This is a genomic window from Leptotrichia sp. oral taxon 218, from assembly GCF_018128225.1.
In the GTDB taxonomy this organism is placed as follows: domain Bacteria; phylum Fusobacteriota; class Fusobacteriia; order Fusobacteriales; family Leptotrichiaceae; genus Leptotrichia.
In genome coordinates this window covers 1557521-1583826 of record NZ_CP072377.1, presented here as the reverse complement: position 1 = coordinate 1583826, position 26306 = coordinate 1557521, and the positions used below count along the sequence as shown (strand labels likewise).

The 26306-nt window shown below is 25.9% G+C and carries 23 protein-coding genes and 1 CRISPR repeat array (1 of these 24 cut by a window edge); of the genes, 6 read left to right on the top strand and 17 right to left on the bottom strand.

What is annotated here, in order from left to right; translation table 11 throughout:
- Nucleotides 1-961: direct repeats of the CRISPR family, unit length 31 nt; unit sequence GTCACTCTCTTTACGAGAGTGTGAATTGAAA (it extends 464 nt beyond the left edge of the window).
- Between the two features lie 114 nt (nucleotides 962-1075).
- Entirely contained in the window at nucleotides 1076-1882 is an 807-nt protein-coding gene (locus J5A73_RS07435) for a lipopolysaccharide assembly protein LapB (protein WP_211614493.1), read from the top strand.
- Between the two features lie 68 nt (nucleotides 1883-1950).
- On the opposite strand, the gene J5A73_RS07430 is transcribed toward J5A73_RS07435, so the two are convergent.
- The 5 genes from J5A73_RS07430 to J5A73_RS07410 all read right to left on the bottom strand — a co-directional run bounded on the left by J5A73_RS07430 (nucleotide 1951) and on the right by J5A73_RS07410 (nucleotide 5621).
- Nucleotides 1951-2712, bottom strand: coding sequence for a hypothetical protein (locus J5A73_RS07430; RefSeq protein WP_211614491.1), 762 nt, complete (start codon nucleotides 2710-2712; stop codon nucleotides 1951-1953).
- A gap of 288 nt (nucleotides 2713-3000) precedes the next feature.
- A complete protein-coding gene (locus tag J5A73_RS07425; protein WP_211614489.1) occupies nucleotides 3001-3375 on the bottom strand; it encodes a hypothetical protein in 375 nt (124 codons plus the stop codon).
- A gap of 69 nt (nucleotides 3376-3444) precedes the next feature.
- Nucleotides 3445-4218: a hypothetical protein gene (locus J5A73_RS07420; protein ID WP_211614487.1), complete on the bottom strand. Its 774-nt coding sequence runs from the start codon at nucleotides 4216-4218 to the stop codon at nucleotides 3445-3447.
- A 40-nt stretch (nucleotides 4219-4258) separates the two neighbouring features.
- Nucleotides 4259-5188 carry a DUF4299 family protein gene (locus tag J5A73_RS07415; RefSeq protein WP_211614485.1) on the bottom strand — a complete coding sequence of 310 codons (930 nt, stop codon included), beginning with the start codon at nucleotides 5186-5188 and terminating at the stop codon, nucleotides 4259-4261.
- 217 nt (nucleotides 5189-5405) lie between these two features.
- Entirely contained in the window at nucleotides 5406-5621 is a 216-nt protein-coding gene (locus tag J5A73_RS07410; protein ID WP_211614483.1) for a hypothetical protein, read from the bottom strand.
- Nucleotides 5622-6201: 580 nt separating this feature from the next.
- Here J5A73_RS07410 and J5A73_RS07405 point away from each other — a divergent pair.
- On the top strand, nucleotides 6202-6900 hold the full coding sequence (locus J5A73_RS07405; RefSeq protein ID WP_211614481.1) for an esterase: 699 nt from the start codon (nucleotides 6202-6204) through the stop codon (nucleotides 6898-6900).
- Between the two features lie 888 nt (nucleotides 6901-7788).
- Here J5A73_RS07405 and J5A73_RS07400 read toward each other — a convergent pair.
- From J5A73_RS07400 to J5A73_RS07350, 12 genes are all read right to left on the bottom strand, one after another.
- Entirely contained in the window at nucleotides 7789-9483 is a 1695-nt protein-coding gene (locus J5A73_RS07400; RefSeq protein WP_211614479.1) for an AAA family ATPase, read from the bottom strand.
- A 54-nt stretch (nucleotides 9484-9537) separates the two neighbouring features.
- Nucleotides 9538-11334, bottom strand: a complete 1797-nt coding sequence (locus J5A73_RS07395; protein WP_211614478.1) for a DKNYY domain-containing protein — start codon at nucleotides 11332-11334, stop codon at nucleotides 9538-9540.
- A 54-nt stretch (nucleotides 11335-11388) separates the two neighbouring features.
- Nucleotides 11389-14625, bottom strand: a complete 3237-nt coding sequence (locus tag J5A73_RS07390; RefSeq protein WP_211614476.1) for a DKNYY domain-containing protein — start codon at nucleotides 14623-14625, stop codon at nucleotides 11389-11391.
- Between the two features lie 93 nt (nucleotides 14626-14718).
- On the bottom strand, nucleotides 14719-15696 hold the full coding sequence (locus J5A73_RS07385; RefSeq protein WP_211614474.1) for a YwqG family protein: 978 nt from the start codon (nucleotides 15694-15696) through the stop codon (nucleotides 14719-14721).
- 126 nt (nucleotides 15697-15822) lie between these two features.
- Nucleotides 15823-16005: a hypothetical protein gene (locus J5A73_RS07380; protein WP_249069211.1), complete on the bottom strand. Its 183-nt coding sequence runs from the start codon at nucleotides 16003-16005 to the stop codon at nucleotides 15823-15825.
- 39 nt (nucleotides 16006-16044) lie between these two features.
- A complete protein-coding gene (locus tag J5A73_RS07375; RefSeq protein WP_211617467.1) occupies nucleotides 16045-16266 on the bottom strand; it encodes a hypothetical protein in 222 nt (73 codons plus the stop codon).
- A gap of 86 nt (nucleotides 16267-16352) precedes the next feature.
- The gene (locus J5A73_RS07370) at nucleotides 16353-17267 is read right to left on the bottom strand and encodes a DKNYY domain-containing protein (protein ID WP_211614472.1); all 915 of its coding nucleotides are present in this window, start codon (nucleotides 17265-17267) and stop codon (nucleotides 16353-16355) included.
- A 162-nt stretch (nucleotides 17268-17429) separates the two neighbouring features.
- Nucleotides 17430-17612, bottom strand: a complete 183-nt coding sequence (locus tag J5A73_RS10520) for a hypothetical protein (protein WP_249069210.1) — start codon at nucleotides 17610-17612, stop codon at nucleotides 17430-17432.
- An 11-nt stretch (nucleotides 17613-17623) separates the two neighbouring features.
- Nucleotides 17624-19243, bottom strand: a complete 1620-nt coding sequence (locus tag J5A73_RS07365; RefSeq protein ID WP_249069209.1) for an Hsp70 family protein — start codon at nucleotides 19241-19243, stop codon at nucleotides 17624-17626.
- A gap of 163 nt (nucleotides 19244-19406) precedes the next feature.
- Nucleotides 19407-20723 (bottom strand): J domain-containing protein, encoded by a 1317-nt coding sequence (locus tag J5A73_RS07360; protein WP_211614470.1) that lies wholly within the window; start codon nucleotides 20721-20723, stop codon nucleotides 19407-19409.
- A 221-nt stretch (nucleotides 20724-20944) separates the two neighbouring features.
- Nucleotides 20945-21607, bottom strand: coding sequence for a sakacin A production response regulator (locus J5A73_RS07355; protein WP_211614468.1), 663 nt, complete (start codon nucleotides 21605-21607; stop codon nucleotides 20945-20947).
- A 157-nt stretch (nucleotides 21608-21764) separates the two neighbouring features.
- Nucleotides 21765-22097, bottom strand: coding sequence for a hypothetical protein (locus J5A73_RS07350; RefSeq protein WP_211614466.1), 333 nt, complete (start codon nucleotides 22095-22097; stop codon nucleotides 21765-21767).
- A 267-nt stretch (nucleotides 22098-22364) separates the two neighbouring features.
- On the opposite strand from J5A73_RS07350, the gene J5A73_RS07345 reads away from it, so the two are divergent.
- From J5A73_RS07345 to J5A73_RS07330, 4 genes are read left to right on the top strand one after another with little or no spacing between them, the layout of a single operon-like run.
- Complete coding sequence (locus tag J5A73_RS07345; RefSeq protein ID WP_211614464.1) at nucleotides 22365-22727, top strand: YraN family protein; 363 nt, start codon at nucleotides 22365-22367, stop codon at nucleotides 22725-22727.
- An 8-nt stretch (nucleotides 22728-22735) separates the two neighbouring features.
- Entirely contained in the window at nucleotides 22736-22936 is a 201-nt protein-coding gene (locus J5A73_RS07340; RefSeq protein WP_094079153.1) for a zinc ribbon domain-containing protein, read from the top strand.
- Entirely contained in the window at nucleotides 22902-23600 is a 699-nt protein-coding gene (locus J5A73_RS07335; protein ID WP_249069208.1) for a ComF family protein, read from the top strand. The genes J5A73_RS07340 and J5A73_RS07335 overlap by 35 nt, the downstream gene beginning before the upstream one ends.
- Nucleotides 23597-26152, top strand: a complete 2556-nt coding sequence (locus tag J5A73_RS07330; RefSeq protein WP_211614462.1) for an alpha-amylase family glycosyl hydrolase — start codon at nucleotides 23597-23599, stop codon at nucleotides 26150-26152. Before J5A73_RS07335 ends, J5A73_RS07330 begins: the two co-directional genes overlap by 4 nt.
- Nucleotides 26153-26306: the final 154 nt, after the last annotated feature.

Sequence of the window (26306 nt, the reverse complement as noted above, 5' to 3'; positions counted from 1 at the left end):
GTCACTCTCTTTACGAGAGTGTGAATTGAAATAATAATTTTCAAGCATACACTCCATTGGTATGGAAGTCACTCTCTTTACGAGAGTGTGAATTGAAATTATGATTGGAAAATGTGTTATTCTTTAGCCAAGAGTCACTCTCTTTACGAGAGTGTGAATTGAAATTTTTTGTTGCTGCTTTCGATAAATTCAAAACGGTGTCACTCTCTTTACGAGAGTGTGAATTGAAATTTGAGTGATCCGAATGACGAAAATGCGAGGGGGGAGTCACTCTCTTTACGAGAGTGTGAATTGAAATGGTCATTGTCAACGCAGCCAATTTTATAATAAATGGTCACTCTCTTTACGAGAGTGTGAATTGAAATCTCGTTATATGTTATTGTACCAACAGACACATAAGTCACTCTCTTTACGAGAGTGTGAATTGAAATAAATAGTAACTGAAAATGTGTAATAACATAAAATGTCACTCTCTTTACGAGAGTGTGAATTGAAATAAAAAATTTATGCATAAAAAAGCAAAAAATGATTGTCACTCTCTTTACGAGAGTGTGAATTGAAATTATAAAGTCTTTTTGATAATCTAAAAATAAGTTCGTCACTCTCTTTACGAGAGTGTGAATTGAAATCATTAGTCGCTTGTGTATTATGTGTATATTACGCAGTCACTCTCTTTACGAGAGTGTGAATTGAAATACTGTAGACAAATTCTTCGTAATACTCCCAGTCTGTCACTCTCTTTACGAGAGTGTGAATTGAAATCATCAATCCTTTTTTATAAATTAACATTTATCTTGTCACTCTCTTTACGAGAGTGTGAATTGAAATATAAGGGAAAGCTACAATGTGATGAAGGGCAAGAGTCACTCTCTTTACGAGAGTGTGAATTGAAATAATAATGGAAAAGTAATCAAAAGAAAAAAAACAAAGTCACTCTCTTTACGAGAGTGTGAATTGAAACTTGAATAAAAATTTAATTATTAATTTATAAATTGTATTAAATTGTGTCTTAAATTTTTGTATTTTAAAAGTTTTGGGCACAATTTAATTATACTGATAAAAAAGGAGTGAAGTAATGAAAAGTAAAATAGTATTAATTTTTTCAATCTTTATGCTCTCTTTTAATGTTTTTTCAACTCCAAATTCTAATGAGAAATTTAAATTGGCAAAATCATATTTGGAACAGAAAGAATATGTCAAAGCTGAAAAGATATATTTGGAATTGGCTAAAAAGAAAGATGTTCATGCGATATATAATTTAGGTTATCTTTATATGGAGCAAGGAAAAATAATAGAAGGCGAAAAGTATTATAAAATGGCTGCTGATATGGGATACGATGATGCGATGTTTAATTTGGCAATGTTTTATGATAGACAAAAGAATTATGATAAAGAAAAATTTTATTTAGAAAAATTGGCTGCAAAAAATCAAAATGATGCAATATTTCAGTTGGCAATTATTTACAGGCAAGAAGGAAATTATCAGAAAGCTGATGAATTTTATAAGCGATTGTTGAAAGAAAAATATCAAGAAAGCGAAGTTTTCTATAATTTAGGAATTTCTTGCTACTATCAAAAAAAATACGATGAAGCAGAAAAGTATTTTTTGAAGGCAATAGAACTTGGAAATAACGATGATCCTGAATATAATTTAGGAATTTTATATAAAATTCAAAGAAAATTCGCACAAGCTAAAAAATATTTGATACCGCTTGCTCAAAAAGGTAAAGTAGATGCGATGATGAATGTGGGAGCAATTTATCGAGATGAAAAAGATTATAGCAATGCTAAAAAGTATTATAAAATGGCAATGGATAGAGGTTCACGAGAAGCGGAAGTAGAATATAATACTATATTGATATTAGAAGAACATGGTTTTTAAATATTAACTTATAAATTGTATTAAATTGTGTCTTAAATTTTTGATATTTCAAAAGTTTTTGGCACAATTTAGTGAAAATTTTTATCATTTAAAATAAAATCCCTAACCTTTTCAGCAACTTCCTTTTTAGCAAAAAATAATTTCTCAGATTTAAAAGATTTAGTAAAAATAAAAGTTAAAGATGAATAACTTCCTCCACGATTATAAACTCTATCAATTGTTATGTCAGAAATCCAAGAATAAGGAATTATGTATGCTGGATAGACAGAAAATAAATATCTGCTTCCAATTTTTAAATCACTTTGTGCGACCATTCCAGTTTTAACTATTTTCTCAGAGTTGATAAAATCTTCTTTTGCATAATTTAAAAATCTGTATTTTTCTAAGTTATCTAGCATGTCGGCTAATCTTTTATTTTCTTTCTTTTTCATAAATAATGCAAATAATAATAGAAAAAGTATAGTAAACCATAAGAAAATTGGGATACCAAATTTAATGAATACAAATAACATAGGATTTATTGGAAAATCAGGAAACTCTTGTGCAAATTTTAACTCTTTTAGATATTCAGCATACCCGCCGAATAAGATATAAATGGTATCTATTGTCAACAAAAAAATTTCTGCATAGTAAACTGGTTTTGCTGTTCTTTCCATTTTTAATAAATTATAAAAAAATTCTCGTGGTTTTAAGTCTTTTAAGTCGTCACTAATTTCAGCGGATATAATTTTTTGAATGTTTCTTTTTCTTAATGATAAAGAAAAAAATATTGATAAAATAAATAAAAATGGTATAAACATTGTTCCTATAATTATTTCATATATTCCCATTTAAAACACTTCCTTTTTAGTATAAAATTTGTTATTTTGAATAAATTTTGAATAAATAAAATAGAACTAAATTTCTTAAAATTCTATAACAATAATATTCAAAATTTAACAATATCTAGCAAGAAGTTTCCCTCTTCTACAAGAGGGAGATAACTTGAAATAATAATTATTATATGGTATAATACTCGTACATCAGGGCAGGGACTGCCCGAAGAGCTTGGTAAATATGTTTGGCTAACAGAAGCAGATACTTCCCAAGAAGCTCCCACTTCTAAAAGCTGGAGTAGTTCACTTATAATTAATAGTGTACGGTATCAAATATTCCTTCAAAATAGGTGTCAATTTATTAATTTCATCTAAAACTATTTGTTCAGTAACAAAAAATGTAAATTTACTTGTTTGAAAAAATCGTTTGACTACTTTTGAATTTATCGTATGAATCTTTATCAATCCTCTGCAACTGTTACGAAAACGACTGCAATAAAATTCTATGTAATCAATATCAGAAAGTGGAATCTTTTTTGTAGGCATAGAGTTTAGGCATAAAATTTCATTTTCTATGTAAAAACATTCCATTGTATTTTTTCTTGTTATTAAATAGATAATAGTTGTGATACTAGTAATAAGTATTACCAATTGCAATATCAACATAAAAATAAACATTATATTTTTCTCCTTATTTTTTAATTTTGTAATTAAAAAAAATTTTTATTTCTAAAATCATATAGACTCTTAGAAATAATCATATAAATCAGCAATCATCACATTATATTTTGTAAAATATTTTTTCAGCAAACAATAATCAGTTGGCTTGATAGACATTTCAACAAATTTTTTCTCTTCTTTATCAAAAATTTGAAAAGTGGGATTTCTTTCTTTTCTGCCTTTTCCAGCATTAGCCGCATAAAATTTGGCATAACGGATATTATCAATTTCTATAAATTCTATTTCATTGTTTTCATATAATAATTTTATAATTCTTCCACTTATAATTAAAGAATATTTTCTTTTTTTGAGATTTTCCAAAAAAAAGCTAAAATTGACGGCAATCGTTATAATCATAAAAATAACGAAAAAAATATCTTTTGATGTAAAATTTTTTAACAATTCATTTAATTTAAAATAGAGTATTGTAATAAACATAATAAATAATATAATACACAAAAAAATATATGAATTATCTTTTAGTGGATGAATTTCAAATTCATATGGCAATGTCATTTCTTCAAGTTGTTTCAATTTTCTTTCGATGAAAGAAATATTTACTTTTATAATAATAGCCAAAAATAAAAGAAAAAAAACTGAACCTCCACTATAAATCAAAAATATTATTTGTTTTGGGGAAGTTTTATCTAAAAAATATAATTGCATTAGAGCAATGATAAAAAATAGTAACGATAAAATCAAAAATATTTTTACAAATTTTTTCTGTCTTGGAATATTAGGAATCAACATATCTAATTTTTCATCAAAGATATAACCCCATCTTTTACGATTTTTATCCATTTTATGCCTCCTAATTTTAGTATTTTAAAGTCATTTTATTCTAATTAACAGATATTTCCAAAAATCCTAAAATTTCTTCTTTACTTAACGGCTCAACAAGAATGTATGAAGCGTCAATAAAACGATACTTATCTTTTGGTAATTTTTTTATAAAATCATTATAATCTAATTGACCAATAACTTGATAACTGTTTGGATCATTTTCATCTCCGTCAATAGTTACCAGTCCAATATTCCAGAAAGCAATATCTTCATTTTTAACCATATCTGAATTTTCAAATTCAACACTAGGTTTATAAGGAAGTATCGTTCTAAGATTTTGTGTAAGAGTATAAGTTCCTATTATTTTCCCGTCTTCCTTATTTCTGAAAAATCGCTGATTTGCCGAGAAGGCATCTAAATATTGTATTTCCTTTACCATATTAGAAAAAGTATCAATAGGGCTATCTGAATTTTCTATTCTATCAATCATTTCCTGATTAAAGGAAACTATTCTATTTATTCCAAAAATACTGTAAAGAGTCGAATCTTCACCTTTAACTCGTGATGAAATTCCTTCTATTCCATAAAGTATATCACCTTCATAGTCAAATTTATCAATATTGTCAACTGTATATTCTTCTCCCGTTTCACTTATAATTTTTGAATCAAATTTTTTAGCCAATGCTTTTATATATTCCAACGCCAAAAGCCAATCTTCCCTAGATGACGGCGTAAAAATTCTTACAATATAATTATTATATTTTGTGTCATAAGATAGCTCAAATCCTCTTGAACTTTCCTTGCCATCTCCTATTAAAAGACACTGATAATTAGAAACTGGAGATAACAGCAAATCATTAATATCAACATTTCCAGTATTGTAGCTGTAAAGCTCCTTATCCAGCAAACTTAATGCAGTTTCAACATTTAAAACGGCTTTATAACCTAAAAATTTTTTCTTGTTTTTCACATAAAAACTTATACTCATTTTTTATCCTCCGTATTTTTTATTTATATCAAATTTTATAATATTTTATTTTAATTTTACCACGATTTTCAAGATAATCAAATATTTTGAGTTGAAAAGACAAAATAAAAAAGCCGATTCATAAATTAACTTTATGATACAGCTTTTTTAAAATTTTTATAACAATCCTTATCAAAATCTTCACTTTGAATTGAGAGCAAAATGGCTCTTAATTTTACTAATCTGAATCATACCCCCATTTGCACCATCTGTCACCCCATTTATCGGTATAACAAGTCATAGGCCAATGAGGATAACCTTCTTTTTCCCATTCATCTTTTAACTCACCTTCAGGTTTCCATCCATAAAATCTCTGGGGCTGTGTCACATAATCTACAAAAGAGCATCCTTGTAATGTTCCCAATAATACTAATAATATTAATATCTTTTTCATTTTTATTACTCCTTAGTCTTTTTTTATTCTAATGTTTCTATTTTTGTTCCACTTTTTTTAATTGAAATCTAAGTCAGTAAGTTGACAAAAAATCGCTATTAAAACTAAAATAAATATTAAAACAGCTCTTTTAACTGCTATATCAATATTTGAAAAAATATATCTCATAAAATATTTTTTATTATCTTCTTTCAATATTATTAAAAAAAGTTAAATCAAACTTTCGTTCAATCAATCCAAAATCAAAATAAATTAACCTTTCTATAATGTAAAAATCTAACTTTTTATCCTCAAAAAGATTATTTAAAATATCTTTCTTCAGTTATTATATCCTGTTTTTTTTTTTTTTTACTTTGGTTACCATTATATTTATATTAGAATGATAGAAAATACAAATTTTTTTAAATATAATAAATAAAAAATAATATAATTTAGTAAACAAGAAAATATTATAACAGATACCAAAAATGAATTTAAAATATTTTATATTTTTTAAAAACATATGCTATAATTAATTATATTAATCAAAATTTATTTAAAATAAATTCAATATTCAAAAAATATTAAAAAAGGAGCAAATATGAAAAAATTAAATTTCAAAATAGAAGAAAAAGAATGTATTTTATATACAAATGAAAATAAAAAGACAGAATATATTTTAATACAGCCTGTTGATGAGCATGATATGCAACTTTTAGATAATGAAGTGAAATATATTTCTGAAAATACAGATAAAAGTTTTAGCTTGGCAGCTTTCAAAATAGAAGACTGGAATAGTGAGCTGACACCTTGGGAAATGCCACTTCTTCGTGGAAAAGGGAATTTTGGCGATGGAGCTGGTAAAACATTAGAATTTATAAAGGAAAAATTGATTCCAAATTTGGTAAAACTTGTGAATATTCAAGAAAATAATGTGAAATATGTTTTAGGAGGATATTCACTTGCGGGATTGTTTTCGTTGTGGTGTGGGTATCAGACAGACATTTTTGCTGGAGTTGTTGGAGTTTCGCCATCAGTTTGGTATAAGGATTGGATTAAGTTTGTGAAAAATAATGAAATTTTGGCAAAAAATGTTTATTTGAGTCTTGGAGATTTGGAGGAAAAGACTAAACATCAGGTTTTATCGAAGATTGGGGATAATATAAGAGAATATTTTGAGATTTTGAGAAATTCTAAAGATTTGGAAAAATGTGTCTTGGAATGGAATGAGGGGAATCATTTTAGGGATTCGGATGTGCGAATAGGAAAAGGATTTGTCTGGATTACAAAAAATTGTTAATTTTAATAATTTAAATAATTTAACTCCCCTAAGGGTAGAGGCAGAGGTGAAATTCGATATTTTTCGACTATCTAGTCAATCTGTAAACAATATACATAATAACTAGAAGTCTAATAAGTTCATCGCTGTTCACTGCTCTAAACCTCCTTTGTATTAAAGTATGAGTTATTGGAACTCATTAAAATTATTATAACAAAAAAAACTGGAAAACTCCAGTTTAATTTGCCAATATTTTTTTACTTTAATACAAAGTTTTTTCCCTTAGGGTTTTTAACAATTTAATTATATCATATTTTCAAAAAAAGTCAATCCTGAAATAAAGATCATTTTTTTATTTTTATCCCTCGCAAAATCGTCATTTTTCCTTAAAAAATGCAATCCCAATTTTCAAAATTTTTATGGATTTTATCATTTAAAATTAAAGAGGGAGCAAATGTAATACTAAACCCCATTTAAATAACGAATATGTTGTAAATCTTTTTAGCAGATTAAACTTGATATTTATTTTAATTATTTGAAAATAAATATTCGCTTTTTAAACGGGGAATAGTATGAAAAGAAATTTGAATGGATTTTGAGAAATATTTGAATTGATAAAACAGACTTATTGATATTTAATTTTGAATTCAAATATCATTATTAAAAGGATGTATAAAAAATTTTTTATGTAAATCTCTAAATAATATATGATAAAATATATGATATTTGGAGATTTTTATTATGGTTAAAAAGAAAATTAATAATTATATTTTATAAAAAACAAAGAGAGCTTTAAAACTCTCTTTAAATTGGCCTTTTTTTAACAATGAATATAAGTTTTTTTATTTCATTTATTAAGTTAATTATACAATATTTTTTTATGAAAAGCAATAATATTATATTTTTTAACTATTTTTCAAACTTCATCTCAAATTCTTTCCCCAAAAATGCAATCCCAATTTTCAAAACTTTCTCAATCCCAGCATTTTTCAAAACAGAACTATATCCTTTCTCATCAATTTGATTCAACGCAACTTCACATTCCTTTTCAAGTTTTTCATGAATTTTATTATTACTTAAATTTTCTGTCCCATTAATAATTTTCAATTCAATAATAATTCCTTCTTTTCCTTCCAAAATATTTTTAGGTTTTAAAAGTAAATCGTATCTTCCTTTTCCCGCAAAATTATTCGATGTAATTTCGTATTCATTTTTCAAAATTAAAATTAATCCTAACATCAATCCGTGATAAAATTGCTCTTTGTAAGTTCCACTCACATCAAATATTCCAGTATTTTCCAATAAAATTTCTTTTAGATATTTTTTGAAATTTGAAATATCGCCATTTCTTAAAGAATCTGACATATATAAAAATTTTTCATAACTATCAAAGTATACTTCTATAAACATTTCTGAAAACATTTTTAATATCTCTTCATTTGGTATTTTTAAACAAACATCATTTCCATTGTATTTTTCTGCTAAAGTCAAGTAACCGCTATGAAAAAATAAATTCCAAATATTTTTTTCAAAATTTGCTTCCAAATTACCAAAAGTCATATTATCATTAATAATTTTTAAGATATTTTTTTTATCCAGAAGTTTCGTAAAATCATCAAAAATGCTGTCTCTTAACTTTTTCAAATACAATTTAATAAGACCATTTCCACTTGTGTTTACCCAATAAGGTTTCAATTTTCCATTTTTTAAAAAATTGATAATAGACCACGGATTATAAACTTGTCTATTTCCAAATAAATAACCATTATACCATTTTTGGACATCTTTCAATTCATACTCCAAACCAAAATCTTCGACTGATTTTTCCACTTCGTTTTCCATAATCCCAAAATATTCTGTAAACTCATCATCTAAAATTGTATGAACTTCTAAATTATTCAACCCAGAAAAAATATTTTCCTTAGCAACCCTCAAAATCCCAGTCATAACTCCCATTTCAAGATACTCATTATCCTTCAAAACAGCACCATAAAAACTTTTGAAAAAATCAATAGTTTCATCGTAATATCCCTCAATATAGGAATTTATTATCGGCTGGTCATATTCATCTATTAAAACAATCACTTTTTTTCCATAAAAATCATACAAATAATTTGACAAATCTGCCAACGAATTTTTCCAATTAGCAAGATTAGCTTCCTCCATCAAAATCGAATCAAACTTTTTCTTTTTTCTTGCACTGAGTTTTTCCTTCACAAACTCAAATTCATCATACAAGCCAGAAATAATATCTTTAATCATATCAAATCCATTTTTCCAATCTTTTTCCTGATATTTCTTAAACGAAACCGAAATCACAGGAAAATTCCCTTGTATGTCAAAATACTCACTTTTAGAAATATTCAGCCCTTCAAACAGTTTCCTGTTCTCATCTTTATTCTTAACATCAAAAAAGTATTTAAGCATCGACATATTCAATGTTTTCCCAAATCTTCTAGGACGAGTAAACAATTTCACCTGAGAGCCATCTTCTAAAATATTTTCTATAAATTTTGTTTTATCAAAATAATAGTAATTTTTTTCAATAATGTCTTTAAAATTAGATACTCCGATTGGCAGTTTTGTTTTTTTGCTGTTCTTCATATCGGGTTCTCCTTTCTTCTTATTTTGTTATCTGAATAATTTTAATATCTATTTTTACTTAATTCTTTCTCCATGATAATATTTACTATTTTTATCTTTCGAATAATCGTCATCTAGCACTTCAAAACTTTCAACATCAGCATTTTCAATTTTTTTCATTATTTTTTCTTTATCTGAAAAATAGAAAATATTTTTATCATCTTTAAAATAATTAAATTCTATCATATCAAATTTTTTAGGATTTATATTATTTAATTTATTTAGTTTATAATCATTTTTTTCAAAACTAAAAACCGTAACTGTTTTATCATCATCTGTATTCAAAGTATAAACAGAATTTTTATCTTTAAAAACATAAGGATAATTTGTAATTTCTTCAAAATTATTAAAATCAATATTCTTAATATTTTTATCAATTTTAATTATTTTTATGCTACTCTCTTTAGTTAATATGTAAATTCCATTTTTATCTTTTATTATAGAATTATCGTAAGATTCATTTAATACTCTAAAACTATTTCTATCTATTTTTTCTAATTTATCTCCTTTATAATAAATATTATTTTTATCTTTTCCAAAATAAGAATTTTCTTCTAGTATTCCAAAACTTTTGAAATTTACATCTTCTATTTTTTTTAATTTTCCATTTTTATTATAATAAATGTTAGTTTTGTCCTTATAGTACTTGTTATCAATATATTCAAAGCTTTTTACATCAACTGCTAAAGGTAATATTTCAACTTCTTTTTCTTCAAAATTAGAAATTTCATATAATGTATCTTTTATTTTAATGAAGTCATTTTCAATTATTTCAACATCATTGGGATTAACATTTTTTACTTTTTTCCATTTAAAGTACAAATTATTTTTATCCTTTTTGTATCTTGTCATAAAAATATTTTGATAAGTCTCAATATCCAAATCATCTAACCTATGAAGTTTATAATCCTCCAAATAATAGACATTATTTTTATCCTTGAAATAATCATCCAACATTTTATTTGCTATTCCAAAACTTTCTATATCTATCTCATTATTTTTAAATTTTATTAAAGTTTTTTTATTTTCATCAATATAATAGACACCATTTTTATCTTTTATCAAATTTTCAGGTTCTGATATTCTATTTTCATAAATAACTTTAAAACTATTAACATCCAAACCTTTTATTTGTTGATTTTCAAAATAGACATTATTTTTATCTCTTAAAATATTTTTACTTAATTCATTAACACTGTTTCTATCTGCATTTTCTAGTTTCAATATTTTGTCACTAGAAAAATAGTAGACATCATTTTTATCTCGATAATATTTATTATCAAGATAACTACGACCGTTTATTTTTTCAAAAGTTTTCGCATCCACATTTTTTATTGGATAAATTTTCCCGCCTTTTTGGAAATAAACATCATTCTTATTTCTATAAATGGTTGGATTTTCGCTTGAAATTACTTTAAAATCATTAAAATCTATATCAATCCCATTTTCTTTAAAATTTATAATTTTTAATTTATCATAATTTTTTCCAAAAGTATAAATTCCATTTTTATCTTTGAACATTGTAATATAGTATCCTTCAACTACTTCAAAAGTTTTTGGATCTATTTTATTCAGTTTATCTCCCAAATAGTAAACATTATTTTTATCCCTTCCAAAAGATCTGCTTTCTTTAAAAATTTCAAAAGTTTTCGCATCTGCATTTTGCAACTTTTCTAATCCATTTTCTGTTCTATAGTACACACTTTTTTCATGAATTTCATAAAAAGGCACCACAAGAATATCTGCATTCGCAACACTCCCTACCAAAACAAGTAAAAGCAGAATTTTTAACAAATATCTTTTAATGTTCACAATAACTCTCCTTTTTTATTCCAAAATTTAGCAATTCAAACAAAGCAATTCCTATTATTTAATCTCCATCTCCTCCTCAAACTTCTTCGGATTCTCCCCTTCCATTTTCTTCCCTTCAAAATAAACATTATTCCTATCTTTTCCATATTTTCCACTCATTGTCACTTCAAAAGTATCTATATCCGCTCCATTTATTTTCACGAATTTTTCTCCATTCAAAAAATAAACCCCATTTTTATCTTTAAAATAATTGGAACTATCCATTGGAGATTCAATTCTTTCAAGAGTTTTTAAGTCAATATTTTTGCTATCAAGTGGGATTATTTTATCTTTTTGATTTTCATTTTCCAACAATTTGTAAGCTCCGTTTTTGTCAACTAAAATTATATCATACGACATTCCGCCATCAAAATAGTTAAAGTTATTTGAACTGATTTTCTCCAATTTCTTCCCTCGATAAAACACACTATTTTTATCTTTTATCCAAAGCCCGTCTATTCCTTCAGCACTCTTAACATCTATTCCTTTTACTTTTTCTCCGTCAAAGTAAACATTATTTTTGTCTTTTGCAATAAAAGTATAATTTTCGTTGTCATATTCAAATGAATTTGGATCTGATCCATCTATTTTCTTAAACTCATTTTCTCCAAAATAATAGAGATTTTTATCGTCTTTATAATAATTTCCACCTATTTCTTCAAAATTTTCAAGATTGACTTTTTCATTGAGTGGAATTAATTTTATCTCATTTTTTTCTTCATCTTCGTCAATTTTATAAAGTCCATTTTTATCTTTTATAAAATTAAATTCTATTTTTTCAAAACTTGCAGCATCGATTCCATCCAATTTTTTATTTTTATAATAAATATTATTTTTATCTTTCGCAAAATTATAATCCAAGTCTTTGAATGTTTTTAAGTCAGCATTTTCTATTTTATGTAAATTTCCAGAATCCTCGTAGTAAATACTATTTTTATCTTTAAAATAATAATCACTATCATCAATTTTTTTAAAACTTCTCAAATCCAATCCTTTTAAGTTCAACTTTTTAGTTTTTATTTCTGAATTTTCATTTTCTTCTGAAATATTTTCCAAAAAATACACTCCATTTTTATCTTTTATCATTTCATAATTTAATGCTTCGAATGTCTTTGGATCAATTCCATCTACTTTATATCCCAAAATATAAACATTTTTATCATCTCTTGCAAAATAATCGTCAACAATTTCAAATGTTTTCGGATTCGCACCATCCAATTTTTCAAATTCCATTTTATCATCTTTATCATTCAAAAAATATATATTATCTTTATCTTTAAAATATTTGTTATAAGAATATCCAAAAAATTCAAAACTCGGAATATCAATTCCTTTTGTATCTAAAACTTTTACTTTATAAGTAATCCCATCACTTTCTCTATCCAAATAATAAACATTCTTATAATCCTTCACAAAATTAAACAAATCAGCCAATACTTCAAATCCTTTAGAACTCACACCTTCCAATTTCTGATTATCAACAAAAACACTATTTTTATCTTTAGAAATAACTCCAAACTCAAATGTAGCCGGATCTGCTCCTTTTAATATTTTCAAAGAAACTTCTCCATTATTTTCATCAACATAATAAACTGAATTTTTATCTTTGTAATTTAATCCGCCGAAAATATCTTCAAAAGTTGCCACATCAATATTAAGATTTTTAATCGGTTTTACTTTCACTTTATCATTATCATTTACAGAAATTTCATAAACATTTTTCTTATCTTTCAAATAACCCTCATTAAAAATTTTAAGTCCATCTAATCCTATAAAATCCAGTTTTTCTCCCAAATAATAAACATTTTTACTATCCACTCCATAATTTCCGTTTACAACTTTAAATGTGTTTTTATCAACATTTTTCACAATTTTTATTTTCCCATCTTCATCATTCACAAAGTAAACATTTTTCCCATCTCTCAAATAACTACTAAAAACAGAATTTCCATCATCCAAATATTCTAAATTATTTACATCAATTTTCAAATTAATTTTCTCAAGTTTTCCATCAGAAAAATGATAAATATTATTTTTGTCCTTTATAAAATCACGCAACTCAATCATTTTTTCAGCACTTTTAACATCAATATCACTTTTAATTTTTTTCAAGTCATTATCTGAATGATAATAAAAATTATTTTTATCTTTATACAAATCGTATATTTCAAAATATTTAAATGTGTCATAATCAATATTCAAGCCATTTATTTTCTTTATTTTAAATTTTTCTTTTGTATTATCATCTGACTTGTCATATGAATTTCCTTCATTTACAGTTACCAAGTAATGATCATTGCCACTTTGAAAAATATAATCGTAATCTCCTAATTCTTCAACAACTTTAGCATTATTCGAAGAAATTCCATCTATTTTTTCTCCAAAATGATAAACGCCATTTTTATCTTTCCCAAATTCAGCATTCAAAATATCAAAACTACTTCTATCAATATTTTTCGACATTTCCAAAACCAAATTATAACTAGAGTCAGGATAATCATTTTTTAAAGCAAAAACATTATTTTTATCCCTAAAATAATAGCTTTCTCCCATTCTCTCAAAAGTTTTCGCATCCGCATTTTTAATATCTTTACGCTCATCCATATAAAAAACTCTATTCTTATCTTTCGCTATCCCATTATCAAAATATTTAAAACTCGCAATATCTATATTTCCTAATTTTTCCCCTTTTTTATAGACATTATTTTTATCTCTAGCAATAGAATACCCTAAAATTTCAAAAGAATTTCTATCCGCTCCTGTTATTTTTTCCAAATTATCTTTATCAATATAAACATTGCTTTTATCTACATAATAGTCGAAGTAGGAATCTTTATTATTCTCTAAAACCTTAAAACTTTTCACATCAAGTCCATCAATCGAAACTTTTTTCGTTTTTATTTCATTACTTGAAAAATAAGAAAGCGAATCAGTTTCAAATTTATACAAGTTTTTATCATCTTTTACATATTTTGTATCCAAAATCTCAAATCCTTTAGGTGAAACATCTTTTATCTTTTTCCCAATAAAATAAGTATTCTTGCTATCTTTTCCAAAAAAGCCAGCCATTTCCATATTATCTTCTCCAACATTCTCCAAAGTCTTCGCATCCGCACCTTTCACTTTTGACTTAATTTCAAAATATGGCATCTTATAATAAACTTCTCCATTTTCCTTAAAATATTCAGCATTTGCAATAGTTTCCGCTAAAATAAATAAAATCAATATTTTTAATAGATTTTTTGTTTTCATATTCGCTCCTTATTTTTAATTTTTCATTTTAATGTTAGATTTATCTAAATCCTTTTTGATAAATGCTCATATTTCCCTTGTTATTCAAAAATATCAACCACATTGAACATCAACAAAAATATCTGAAAAATCTTTATTTTTCAATTTTTCACTGTTAATAAAAAAGTTCACAAATCCAGCATCAAAAATTAAAGCTCTCCAATCTCCATCTTTAGACAAATCACTTCCTAACTGAAAAAGAACCGTATCGTATTTTTCTTTTTCTCCTTCCTTTTCTCTAGGGTCGTATCCTTGAAAAAAATCAGGATATCCGCCACAATGCGTTCTTGAATCAATTCCACACGCCTTTTCATCTACTATTTCCATATTTTTATCAATATACTCATTCCACTTAAAATTATAGAATATGTCATCTTCTACCTTTAAAAATATATCTTCCTTTTCTTTTTCCGACAATTTTAAATTCATTTTTTCCAAAGTTGTCTCAAGATATTTTTTCTGTTTTTCTTCACTTATTTCTGAAATATTGTACATCGAAGAAAATTCCAATGCATACCCAATCTCTCTTCCAAGCGTTTCTCCAAAAGGAAAATCTCCACAATCAAATTTTGGATTATAAATCTCCTTCAATTCTTCTTCGCTATAATGTTCCCCAATATTTTCATAATAAATCACTTTCAAGTCATCTTCATTGTAAACTTCAAAATCTGTATCCCCTTGCATATAAATTTGAATAAGCCCCTTTTCAGGAAAATTTTCAAGTCCTTTTAAATCCTCACAATTAATTTGAGCAAACAGAGCCATTGTTTCATTTCCATCTTCATCGTCATCCTCATCATCTTCACAATCTGAAAACGCATCATAAAACATCGGTGCTCTTTCTCCAATCGGAATATACGGAAATCCTCCCACTTTACTCTCTGTCAAGGAAATTTCTTCTCTATCCAAAAGTTTTGCATGACGAAGTGGCTTAATATTAAGTTCCACATTATTTTCTTTAATTTCTTTCAAAAAATCCCCTTTTATTCTTTCTAAAATCTCATTAACAATCTCTTTATTCAAATTTGACATTTTTATTACTCCCTCTTTTTAAATATTTTTATTTTTTCTTAATATATTTTACCTCATTTTTTGTAATTTCAAAATTATTAAAATTTCAATATTTAATTATTTTTCTTCATAATTAAGAATTATTTTTTAATTCCAAAATTCCAGTTCATCTTCTTCTTTCATATCTTCCTCTTCCATTTCATCTTCAAAATCTTTCAAAATATCTTCTATATTCATGTCATTAATTTCAGGATCAATTTTATCAAGAAACTGTGAGAAACTTTTTTTCGCCTTTTGAATACAGATTCTATCGCCTGTTGCTACAACCATTTGATAATTTTTTAAATAACCAGAAATATGATTTCTTATTTAAGTATTCTTGCTATCTTTCCCAAAATAGCCGGCTATTTCCATATTATCTTCTCCAACATTCTCCAAAGTCTTCGCATCTGCACCTTTCACTTTCGACTTGATTTCAAAATATGGCATCTTATAATAAACTTCTCCATTTTCCTTAAAATATTCAGCATTTGCAATAGTTCCCGCTAAAATAAATAAAATCAATATTTTTAATAAATTTTTTCTTTTCATATTTTGCTCCTTGTCATTTTTAATTTTTTTTCTATTTAAAATGGTAAATTTATTCAAGATCCTTTAATTAGTTCTGTCTGATAACTTTAAAAACTTTTTCCAATTTCTTTATCTTCTTTAACAGTTTTACTTTTTTTATCATAATAATATTTCTTATTTTTATACTCGAATCTCTTTTCATCCAAAATCAAAAAATCTCTTGCCTCAAAATTCTCGAGTTTTTTCCCATCAATATAAATATTATTTCGATCTTTTGCAAAAATATCATTTAACTCTATAAATTCACTTGGTTTTACACCGTCCATTTTTTTATCTTGATAATAGACACTGTTTTTATCTTTTCCATATTTTCCTTTAAAAGTCACACTAAAGCTATCTTTATCTGCACCGTTCAATTTAAGAAATTTACTTTTCCCCGCATAATAAATTCCATCTTTATTTTTGAAATAATTTGAGTACCCTAGATCCCAATGATCAGAAATTCTAATTCTTTCAAGACCATTCATATCCATATCGCCACTCTCAATTCTTCTCACTCCCTCAACTTTTTTTCCATTATTAAAAAGAACACCTTCATATGTCGCAAATCTTTCATCCAGTTCCTCAAATCCAATTGGTTTAACACCATCCAATTTTCTATTATGATAAAAAACACTATTCTTATCTTTCCCATAATTTCCAAATTTCATAACTTCAAAACTATCTTTATCAACTCCATCCAATTTCAAAACTTTTTCTCCACTTTTATAATAAATCCCATTTTTATTTCTAAAATAATTTGAATCCCCAATTTTTTCAATAAGTTTCAAATCAATTTCTTGATTACTTAATATTTTTGAAACATTTCTCTTACTTTTTCCACTTTTAACACTCGTAATTTTCATTTTATAATCTGAATTTTTAGAATAAGTTTTCTCAAATTTCCCAGAATATTCAGCATTTGCAACATTTCCTACTAAGATCAATAATCCCAATATTTTCAATAAATTTTTTCTTTTCATAACCATCTCACTCCTTTTAAAAAAGTTGTCAAACAAATTTATTTTACTTTAATTTATTATTTATTTTCAGTTTCTTAATATATTTTACCTCATTTTTCATAATTTCAAAATCATTAAAATTTAAATATTTAATTATTTTTCTTCATAATTAAGAATTATTTTTTAATTCCAAAATTTTAGTTCATCTTCTTCTTTCATATCTTCCTCTTCCGTTTCATCTTCAAAATCTTTCAAAATATCTTCTATACTCATATCATTAATTTCAGGATCAATTTTATCAAGAAACTGTGAGAAACTTTCTTTCGCCTTTTGAATACGAATTCTATCGCCTGTTGCTACAACCATTTGATATTTTTTTAATAACCAGAAATATGATTTCTTATTTCTGTATTTACTATCTCAGCATAAATTCTATTTGCTCTCTCAAGCAGCAGTTTATCCTTATTTTTATTTTCAGACTGAATTTTTATTTCTTCCAGCATTTTTATTTTCTCGTTTTTTTCTTCTTCAGATAAATCTCCATTTACAATCAATTTACTTTTTTTAAGTCCTGTACTCACAACTGTCGCTTCCACTTCCAGAATACCGTTTATATCATAAGTAAATCTGACATTTATAGCTTCCTTTCCTGCTATATTTCGTGGCACATCTATCAAAAAATTTCCCAAAAATAAATTGTCATCTATATTCAGGCTTTCTCCTTGATAAATTCCAACATTCACTTTATCCTGATAGTCATCTATTGTGTAAAAATATTCAGATTTACTTGTTGGAACAGTTGTATTTCTAGGAATAATTGGTGCAAATCGTTTTCCTACGAGTTCTGTTCCTAAAGTAAATGGACAAACATCAGTTAAAATTCTCTCCTTAAACATTTTGTTTCTTTCTTTCATTCCAACTGCAACTCCAACACCGTAAGCTACAACTGTATCAGGATTTGCCACTATTGACACGAGTTTATTATTTTCAATAAAATTCTCGCTACTAAAATATATTTTTTCTCCACGCATTTTATGAAAATATTTTTCTGTAAATTCTTCAATAATCCCTAATTTTACAGCTCCTCCAACCAAAACAACCTTTTCAATTTCTCTGGCATCTGTATTTCCATCCTGCAAAGCCTTGTCAATTGCAGCTTTCATTTTCACAAGCAACGGTTTTACAGTTTCTCTAAAATCCTTTTGTGTAATTTCTGATTTATAATTTTTTCCTTTAATTTCTAGCTCAATTTCAATATCTTTTAAACTTATTAATTTTTTCGCTCTATCTGCCTTTGTATACAATTTTGTTCTTTCATCACGGCTCAAATCTGTTATTGCTAATTTAATATTCTTTAGAAAAATTTCACAAATTTTAGTAGTAAAATCTTCTCCACCAAGCATCGTATCCCCGCTTATAGAAATCACATCCATAATATTTTCAAATGTTTCAAGCAAAGTAACATCAAATGTCCCACCACCCAAATCAAGAACAATAAACTTTAAATTTTGATTTAAAATATTGCTTCCAAGTGACAATGCCGCAGCCGTTGGTTCATTTATAAGTCTTTCTACTGTAAGTCCTGCCAATTCTGCTGCCATTTTTGTATCTCTTCGCTGTTTATCATTAAAATATGCAGGTACACTTATTATCGCCCTATTTATTTTTTCATTTAACTGTTTTTCAGCATTTTCCTTTAAATGTTTCAAAACAAATGAAGATAACATTTGTGCATCAAAAGTTCTATTTTTAACTTTAATTTTTGCATCTGTTCCCATTCTTCTTTTAAAATTACTCGCAGTTTCCCCAGCATTCATCATTCTTCTTTCTTTTGCTAATTCCCCTACAATAATATCATCATTTTCATCAATTCCCACAACAGACGGAATCAAAATATTTCCATATTCATTTTTTATAAACTCTATTTTCCCATTATCGTCAATATATGTAGCTAGGCTATTCGTTGTTCCCAGATCAATTCCAATCATTCTTCCCATTTTTATTTTTCTCCTTTAATAATATTTTGGTCATTTATAAAAGTTTAGAAAATTTTCTAATATAGCATTTTTCAATTTTTATTTTTTATATTTTATTACTTTTTGATAAATAGTCTCAATTCTTTAATTTTTAATAATTTTATTTTTATTAACTGTAATTTTTTTAATTATATATTTTATCTAAAATTTTTTTTGCATAATTTTTCAATCTTAAATATTTTATTCTATTTACAATTATTAATTTTATAAGCATCCATATTAATATTCCAAACAATAGAAAATCTTTAATTTTATAATTAAAATAAATAGAAATTAAATAACTTCCAAGCAAAATTATCTGTATATTCAACATACTTGCCATGTTTAAATTGTTTCCACGTTTTGCAAGTGAAAAATCTAAATAAATTCTTGTAACTGTAAGTACAATCCAATAAATTCTCACTAATTCAAAACTTTTCACGACATTTCTATAATCTATTTCCTTTGTATTTATTATTGCTGGTAAACTAAATATGCAAATAAAAATTAGCGCAATACAACTAAGAAGAAATATTAGAGTGTGTATAAAAGCGTCATCTTCTCCAATATCGTCTTCGCAAGTAATTTCCAAATGATAAAATATATTCTTTATTTTCTTATAACTGTAAACTATTCTTTTAAAAAAGAAATTATTTGCTGAATTAAAAAACAAATTGTGAATTCTTTTATTTATTTTTATATCAAAATATTTATAATTTCCACGATAAATATTCCAAAATATAAAAAATCCAAAAATATTCAACTTTTTCACATTAAAATATCTTTCTACAAAATTTTCTAGAGCCTTATCATTATCTTTTTTCTCTTTACTGTTATAAAGCCCCTTTATTTCCCCAAATTCATTTTTATTATTTGACAAACAGGAAATAATGTATTCTTTTTCAAATTCAAAAAGATTCTCTGATTTTAAAATCAAATTATCTTCAAAATCATTATTTTCCAATCCTAAAATATCCCTAATCCTAGACTTTTCATCATCTGAAAACTTATCAAATCTTTTCAAAAAAACTTTTAAGTAAATAAAAGAAACTTTTTCGCCATTTAAAATCCTACGAATTTCTTTTATCCAAGATTTGAAATTTTTTTCCATCCATTCATATTTCCCATTAAAAATATCAGAAAATTCTTCATTTTCAATCTCTGACTTTTGAATATCATTTCCAAAAGAAACTTCCTCATATCCATCTTTTTCCGACTTTTGTTCAATTTCAAAAAAATTTTTATTTCTAAAATTCCCTTTATTAAAATTAATTTCATTAAAATCAAATTTTTCAAACTCCAAAGCAACCCTATACGCTTCATTAATCTTCATAAACATCTCAGGAAACTCCTCAGGATGATATTTTTTCAACATTTTAGAATATGCAATTTTTATTTTCTTCTTATCATTTGTCGGCTCTATTTCCAGTATTTTAAACGCTTCATCAAAATTCAAAATCATCACTCCTAATTTTTTCTCAAATAATAGAATAGATATGTTCGATAACCTAAGTTTACAAGGAATAACCTCTAGTTTTTAAATATTTATTTTGTCAAATCCTAAATTTATATAGTTATTGAACAAGTCTAATATAAAAATAATATTTTATTTATTTTACAACAAATTTTTTAGTCTTTTATTCAATAGTAGTAAATTCCTTTAAATTTAAATAATTTTACTAGTTAGTGAGTAGCAACATAAAATGGCATAAGCAATCTGATTCCTTCCAAAAATTCCTCAACAAGCTCATCCAAACTCTCAAATCTTTCAATCTCTTCCACATCAAACTTAACCAAAACTTTCCTAATTCCCCCATTTTTCCACTCTTTAAGAAATTTTTCTCTATTACTTTCATTACCTTCAAATCTATCCAAAGCACAGTTTTCCTTACTTTTCGCAAATTGCACAAAATAATAAAGCGGTTCATTAATCGGCACTTCTAAAACTTTATTCTGATTTTCAAGCGTATTTTCCCCAATTTTTCTTTCAACAAAACTCACTTCAAGCGAAATCCCAATTTTCTTAGTCTTCCCATTTTTAAAAACTCTCAAAGCAATCCCTGATTCAGTATCACTATCCCCATCTTGTCGCAAAAATACCCAAAGATAAGGTCTTGCAATCTGAGCCTGATTCATCCAGCTACTAACTTTCTGCAAATGAAATCCATCAGTCTTTTCTTCCAAAGCCTTTGCAATTTCCGTAAAAACTTTTCTAGCATTTTGTCCATTTTTTCTAAAAAGCTCCATATCTTCCTTTAAATCTCCAGCTTTTTCAGGTTTTACATATTTTTTCCCTTCATAATTTGTGTATTCAATTAATGGTTTGTAGTTAAATTTTTTATTCATTTTTATTTTTATCTCCTTTTTTTTATTTTTTTTAAATTATATCATATTTTTTTGCAATTTTTTAATTTATATTACCCAAAATAAAAACCTCCAAATATGTATAATTATTTTATTATACATTATTCAGAGGTTTGAACGAAAATTTTTAAATTGTTGTTTAATGTTTCCATGATACCACTTTATTTATGTTAAATGAAATTTTATTTTCATTTGGGTAATAGTATACGGTCTTTTTAGGATAAAATGTTAAAGATGAAAGAGTATCTGTAAATTCATTACTGCTTTTTGTAATTATTGCTAATCGTACATTGTGAAAATAATGACCACCTATTTTGCAATTAGCATATTCATACATGTGAGCATAATATCCATCATTGAAAGAATCTATTCCTTGATAATCAAGGCTATAATTTGCTGGAACACATCTATCTGATTTTCTAGTTTCAATCGACATGCTTTCACCAAAAGCAAAACTACCTAATAATAACATTAGAATTAGTACTTTTTTCATAAAAGATCACTTCCTTTTTTTATTTTTATAATTTTTTACATAATAAAAAGATACATAAGTTTTTTCTTCACATTAAAATTGTACCTTTTTATTATGATTTTTTGATTAGTATAATCTTATATTTTTGTTTGTTAGTTAAAAAATAAGATATAAATTTATAAAAATTGTAAAAAATGAAAATTTTGTTTTTTCGCTTCAAATGTGATAAAATATTTTTAGAAAAATAAAAAAGGGAATTGGATTAAAATGGGAAAATTGAGAAATAAGAGAAAAATTGGGTTTGAATATGAAGAGATTGCAAAAGAGTATTTAACTTTAAAGGGACTTGTTTTTGTTGAAAGAAATTTTTCTAGCAGGTATGGGGAGATTGACTTGATTTTTAAAGATTTTGAAAATGACGAAACACTTGTGTTTGTGGAAGTTAAATATAGAAAAAATGATTTTTTTGGGAAAGCCGTTGAAATGGTTACACAAAGAAAGCAAAAAAAAATTTTGGCAACTTCACAGGTTTATATATTAAAAAATAAATGGAATAGTGGCGTAAGGTATGATATTATTGGAATAGACAGTTTTTCTAATAATATTGAATGGATAAAAAATGCGTTTTGAGGTGAAATATGAGAAATAATGAAAGATGCTTGAAATGTGGTGAAAAAACATTTGAAATAAAAAAAATAGCAGTGCCGACAACAAAAACGACAAAAGCGAAAATTGGAATAGATATGTTTTATTTAAAAATATGTCAAAATTGTGGATATACAGAAATGTACTCAACTAAAGTACTTGAAAAAGTCAAAGACCCAGTTAAAAATTATTGATAAATTAAAAAGCGAGATTTTTAACTTTAAAGGAATTTTTTTTAGAAATAAAGATATAATTTCTGGGGAGGAATTAGTTGAGTGCGAAATAGTTTCAAAAAAGACTAAAAAAATTTTTAATGATTTAAAAAAATTGCGAAAACTTAATAATATTTATTATTTATGGGATTATAACAATGAATTTAAAAGATTGATTTATGCTTATAAATATAACAAGAAAAAAATTTTGGCAAAATTTATTTCAGGACTTATAAAAAAAGAATTTTATTTTATCTTGAAAAAAGAAAAAATAGATATTGTTGTAAGTGTGCCTGTAAGTAAAAAGAGAAAAAGTGAACGGGGTTTTAATCAAGTTGACGAGATTCTAAATTATTTAGAAATAAAATATTGTAAAATTAAAAGGACAAAAAATACTAAAAAAATGGCGTCAATTTTGGATGAGGAAAAAAGGAAAAAAAATATAAAAGGTGCATTTGAAATTTCAGGGGGAATTGATTTTAGTAATAAAAATATTTTGATTGTTGACGACATTGTTACGACAGGAGCGACTTTAAAAGAAATAAAAAATGAAATTTTACAAAGTTCTAAAATTAAAAATTTAAATATTATCGTTTTTTGTCTTGCAGCGGCAAAAGAAATTAAAAAAGATAAAGGAGAAATATGAGTAAATTAAAATTAAAAATTATAGTTCTGTTATTTATAATTGGTACAACTCTTTCTTTTTCAAAAGAAAAAAGTGACAAAGTGAACAATGCAGATACAAATATGGAGCATCTGGACGAATCAACGCAAGAAATTATAGATGACAGTTCAAAAATAGATGAAGAAATTATAGACGACCAAGAAAATAAAAGTACGAATGAAAATTTGAAATACAGTCAGAGAAATGACGGAATAATAGATGTAAATTCGTTAAAACACGAAGAAAATTCTGAATATCGTGTAAAAGATGGGAAAAATGTAAAAATACTTATGAAAACGAAAAACAACGATGTTTATTCAGTGGAAGTAATTTATAAAAATGGAAAAAAAATGATGCGTGGAATTGGAAATTATGGTGGAAACGAAACATTTTTAGCAGAAGTTCCAGACACGATTAAAGATTATTTTTTTGAAATAACTGACGCCAAGACAAAATATTTTATGGGAAGAAATTTAACAAAAAATAGAAGTTCGGTAATTCCATTTGAATATACAAATTCAAAAAAATTGACACAAATTCCAGATTGGGCAAAAGGTTCTGTTGGTTACCAAATTTACATTGATTCATTTAGAAATGGAGATGTTGACAACGATGCGATCTTTAATGAATTTGGAACTGATGACTTTTCTGCACCAACTGGAGAAATTCGTTCGGGAACTACAAAAAGAGAATTACTTTTAGCTGAATGGGGAGATGGAAGCAAACCGCAATTTTCATTAAATGAATGGAACAGTAATTATGAAGAAAAAAATGAGTGGGAAGAAAGTGCGTTAAATGAAGTGCAAAATTACACCCGTTATTATGGTGGAGATTTAAAAGGTGTTGAAGAAAAACTAGATTATTTGAAAAATTTAGGAGTGGAATATATAATTTTATCTTCACCTTTTTATTCGTTGTCAAATCATAAATATGATACGATTTATTTTAATCATGTAGATCCATATTTTGGAGTTATTGAGCAGACTGGGACAATAAAGGCGCTTGATATAAAAGCACCTGTTCACAATGTCAATGGTGACAAAGAATTAAATTTATTAGTTTTTAATCCGACAACTGATAAAAATTTGCTTGGGGAAGATTTGAGAAATATAAATAGCTGGGTTTGGACTGATTCTGACTTGGTTCTTGCAAGTCTTGTAAAAAAGGCGCATCAGAAAGGGTTAAAAGTTGTTTTGGAAGTTGCGCCAGATGTGACTTCGGGAGCTTTTTTTGCAAGAGAAAATAAAGAGTTTAAAGATTGGTATTTAAAAGATACAGTGCTTGATTTGAGCAACAAAGAAGTTCAAAATTATTTTGAAAATTCGATGAAAAAATGGATTTTAGGACCAGACCAAACTTTTAAGAAAAATATTTATGATGATGGAATTGATGGAATTAGATATGTATATTATGACGATAGAAATAAAGAATATATAGCTGATATCACGGAAAATTTAAAGCAGTATAAGCCAGATTTATTAATAACTGGAGAGTTTTCTAATAGTTTTACAAAAGATATAGATGATGGAGTTTATGACAGTGGAGCGGATTATAATATTATAAATAATATAATTAAATACACCGTAAATACAAATCCTAATTATCGTATAAATGGAGTAGAATTTGCTTCAAAATTAAATGAAATTTATAATAGATATTCATCTGACAGATTTAATATGACGCAGCTTTTTATAGGTTCACTGGACACAGATAGAATTTTTAGTGGAATGATAAACACAAACCGTGTTTATGACAGAAATAATCAGTCAAATCAGTATTTAAACATAAGACCTGATTTATATGATGGAACTGCAATAAGTAAATTAAAAAGAGTGGTTTCGATGCAAATGATGTTACCTGCAACTCCTATTATTTATTATGGAGATGAAAAGGGAATGTGGGGAGCGGATTCTCCTAGAAATAGAAAACCTATGTTATGGGATGATTACGAACCATATGATAATGAAACTGATGATATAAGTAAATATAAAAAAGTACTTAGAAGTTTGCCAGATTCAGTGGAAGTAAATGAAGTGCAAAAATTTATTTCTTATCCAGTTACAAGCAACAAAGAAATTGAAAATCATTATAGAAGTTTACTAAAAATAAGAAAAGAGCACAAAAATTTGTTTAAAAATGGAAAACTTAGAATATTAGAAGTTTATAGTGATGGGAAGACGAAAGGTAGAGTTGATGCTGAAATTGCAGCATATTTAGCTGATCAGACAAGAAGAGCAAAATTATATCAAGGTCGTGACTACACACCACCAAAACCAAATACGGATTTTATTTCCTATGAAATTTCCTTAGGAAATGAATCAATCATAGTTTTGGTAAACAACAGCACCGACAGTTATCCACTAAACTTAAATGTTCCAAAAATGTTTGGATTTTATAAAAATCAATTAAATCCAAAAGAAAATTATGCAATTTCTGAGAGAAAAATACAAGTGGATGTAAAACCTTATGAAGTAAAAATTCTTTACAGCAATGCTAAAAATATGTTTGATTCATTTAGAAAAAATAAAAAATAAAAAAATATAATTAATAGAAGTTCTTTTTTAGGACTTTTATTTTTTTAATTTATTTATAAAAAAAATATTTTTAGAAAAAATTTTAACAAATAAAAAAATTGGCTCTTGTTTTATACAAAAGTCAATTTTTTATAAATTAATTAAATTAAATATT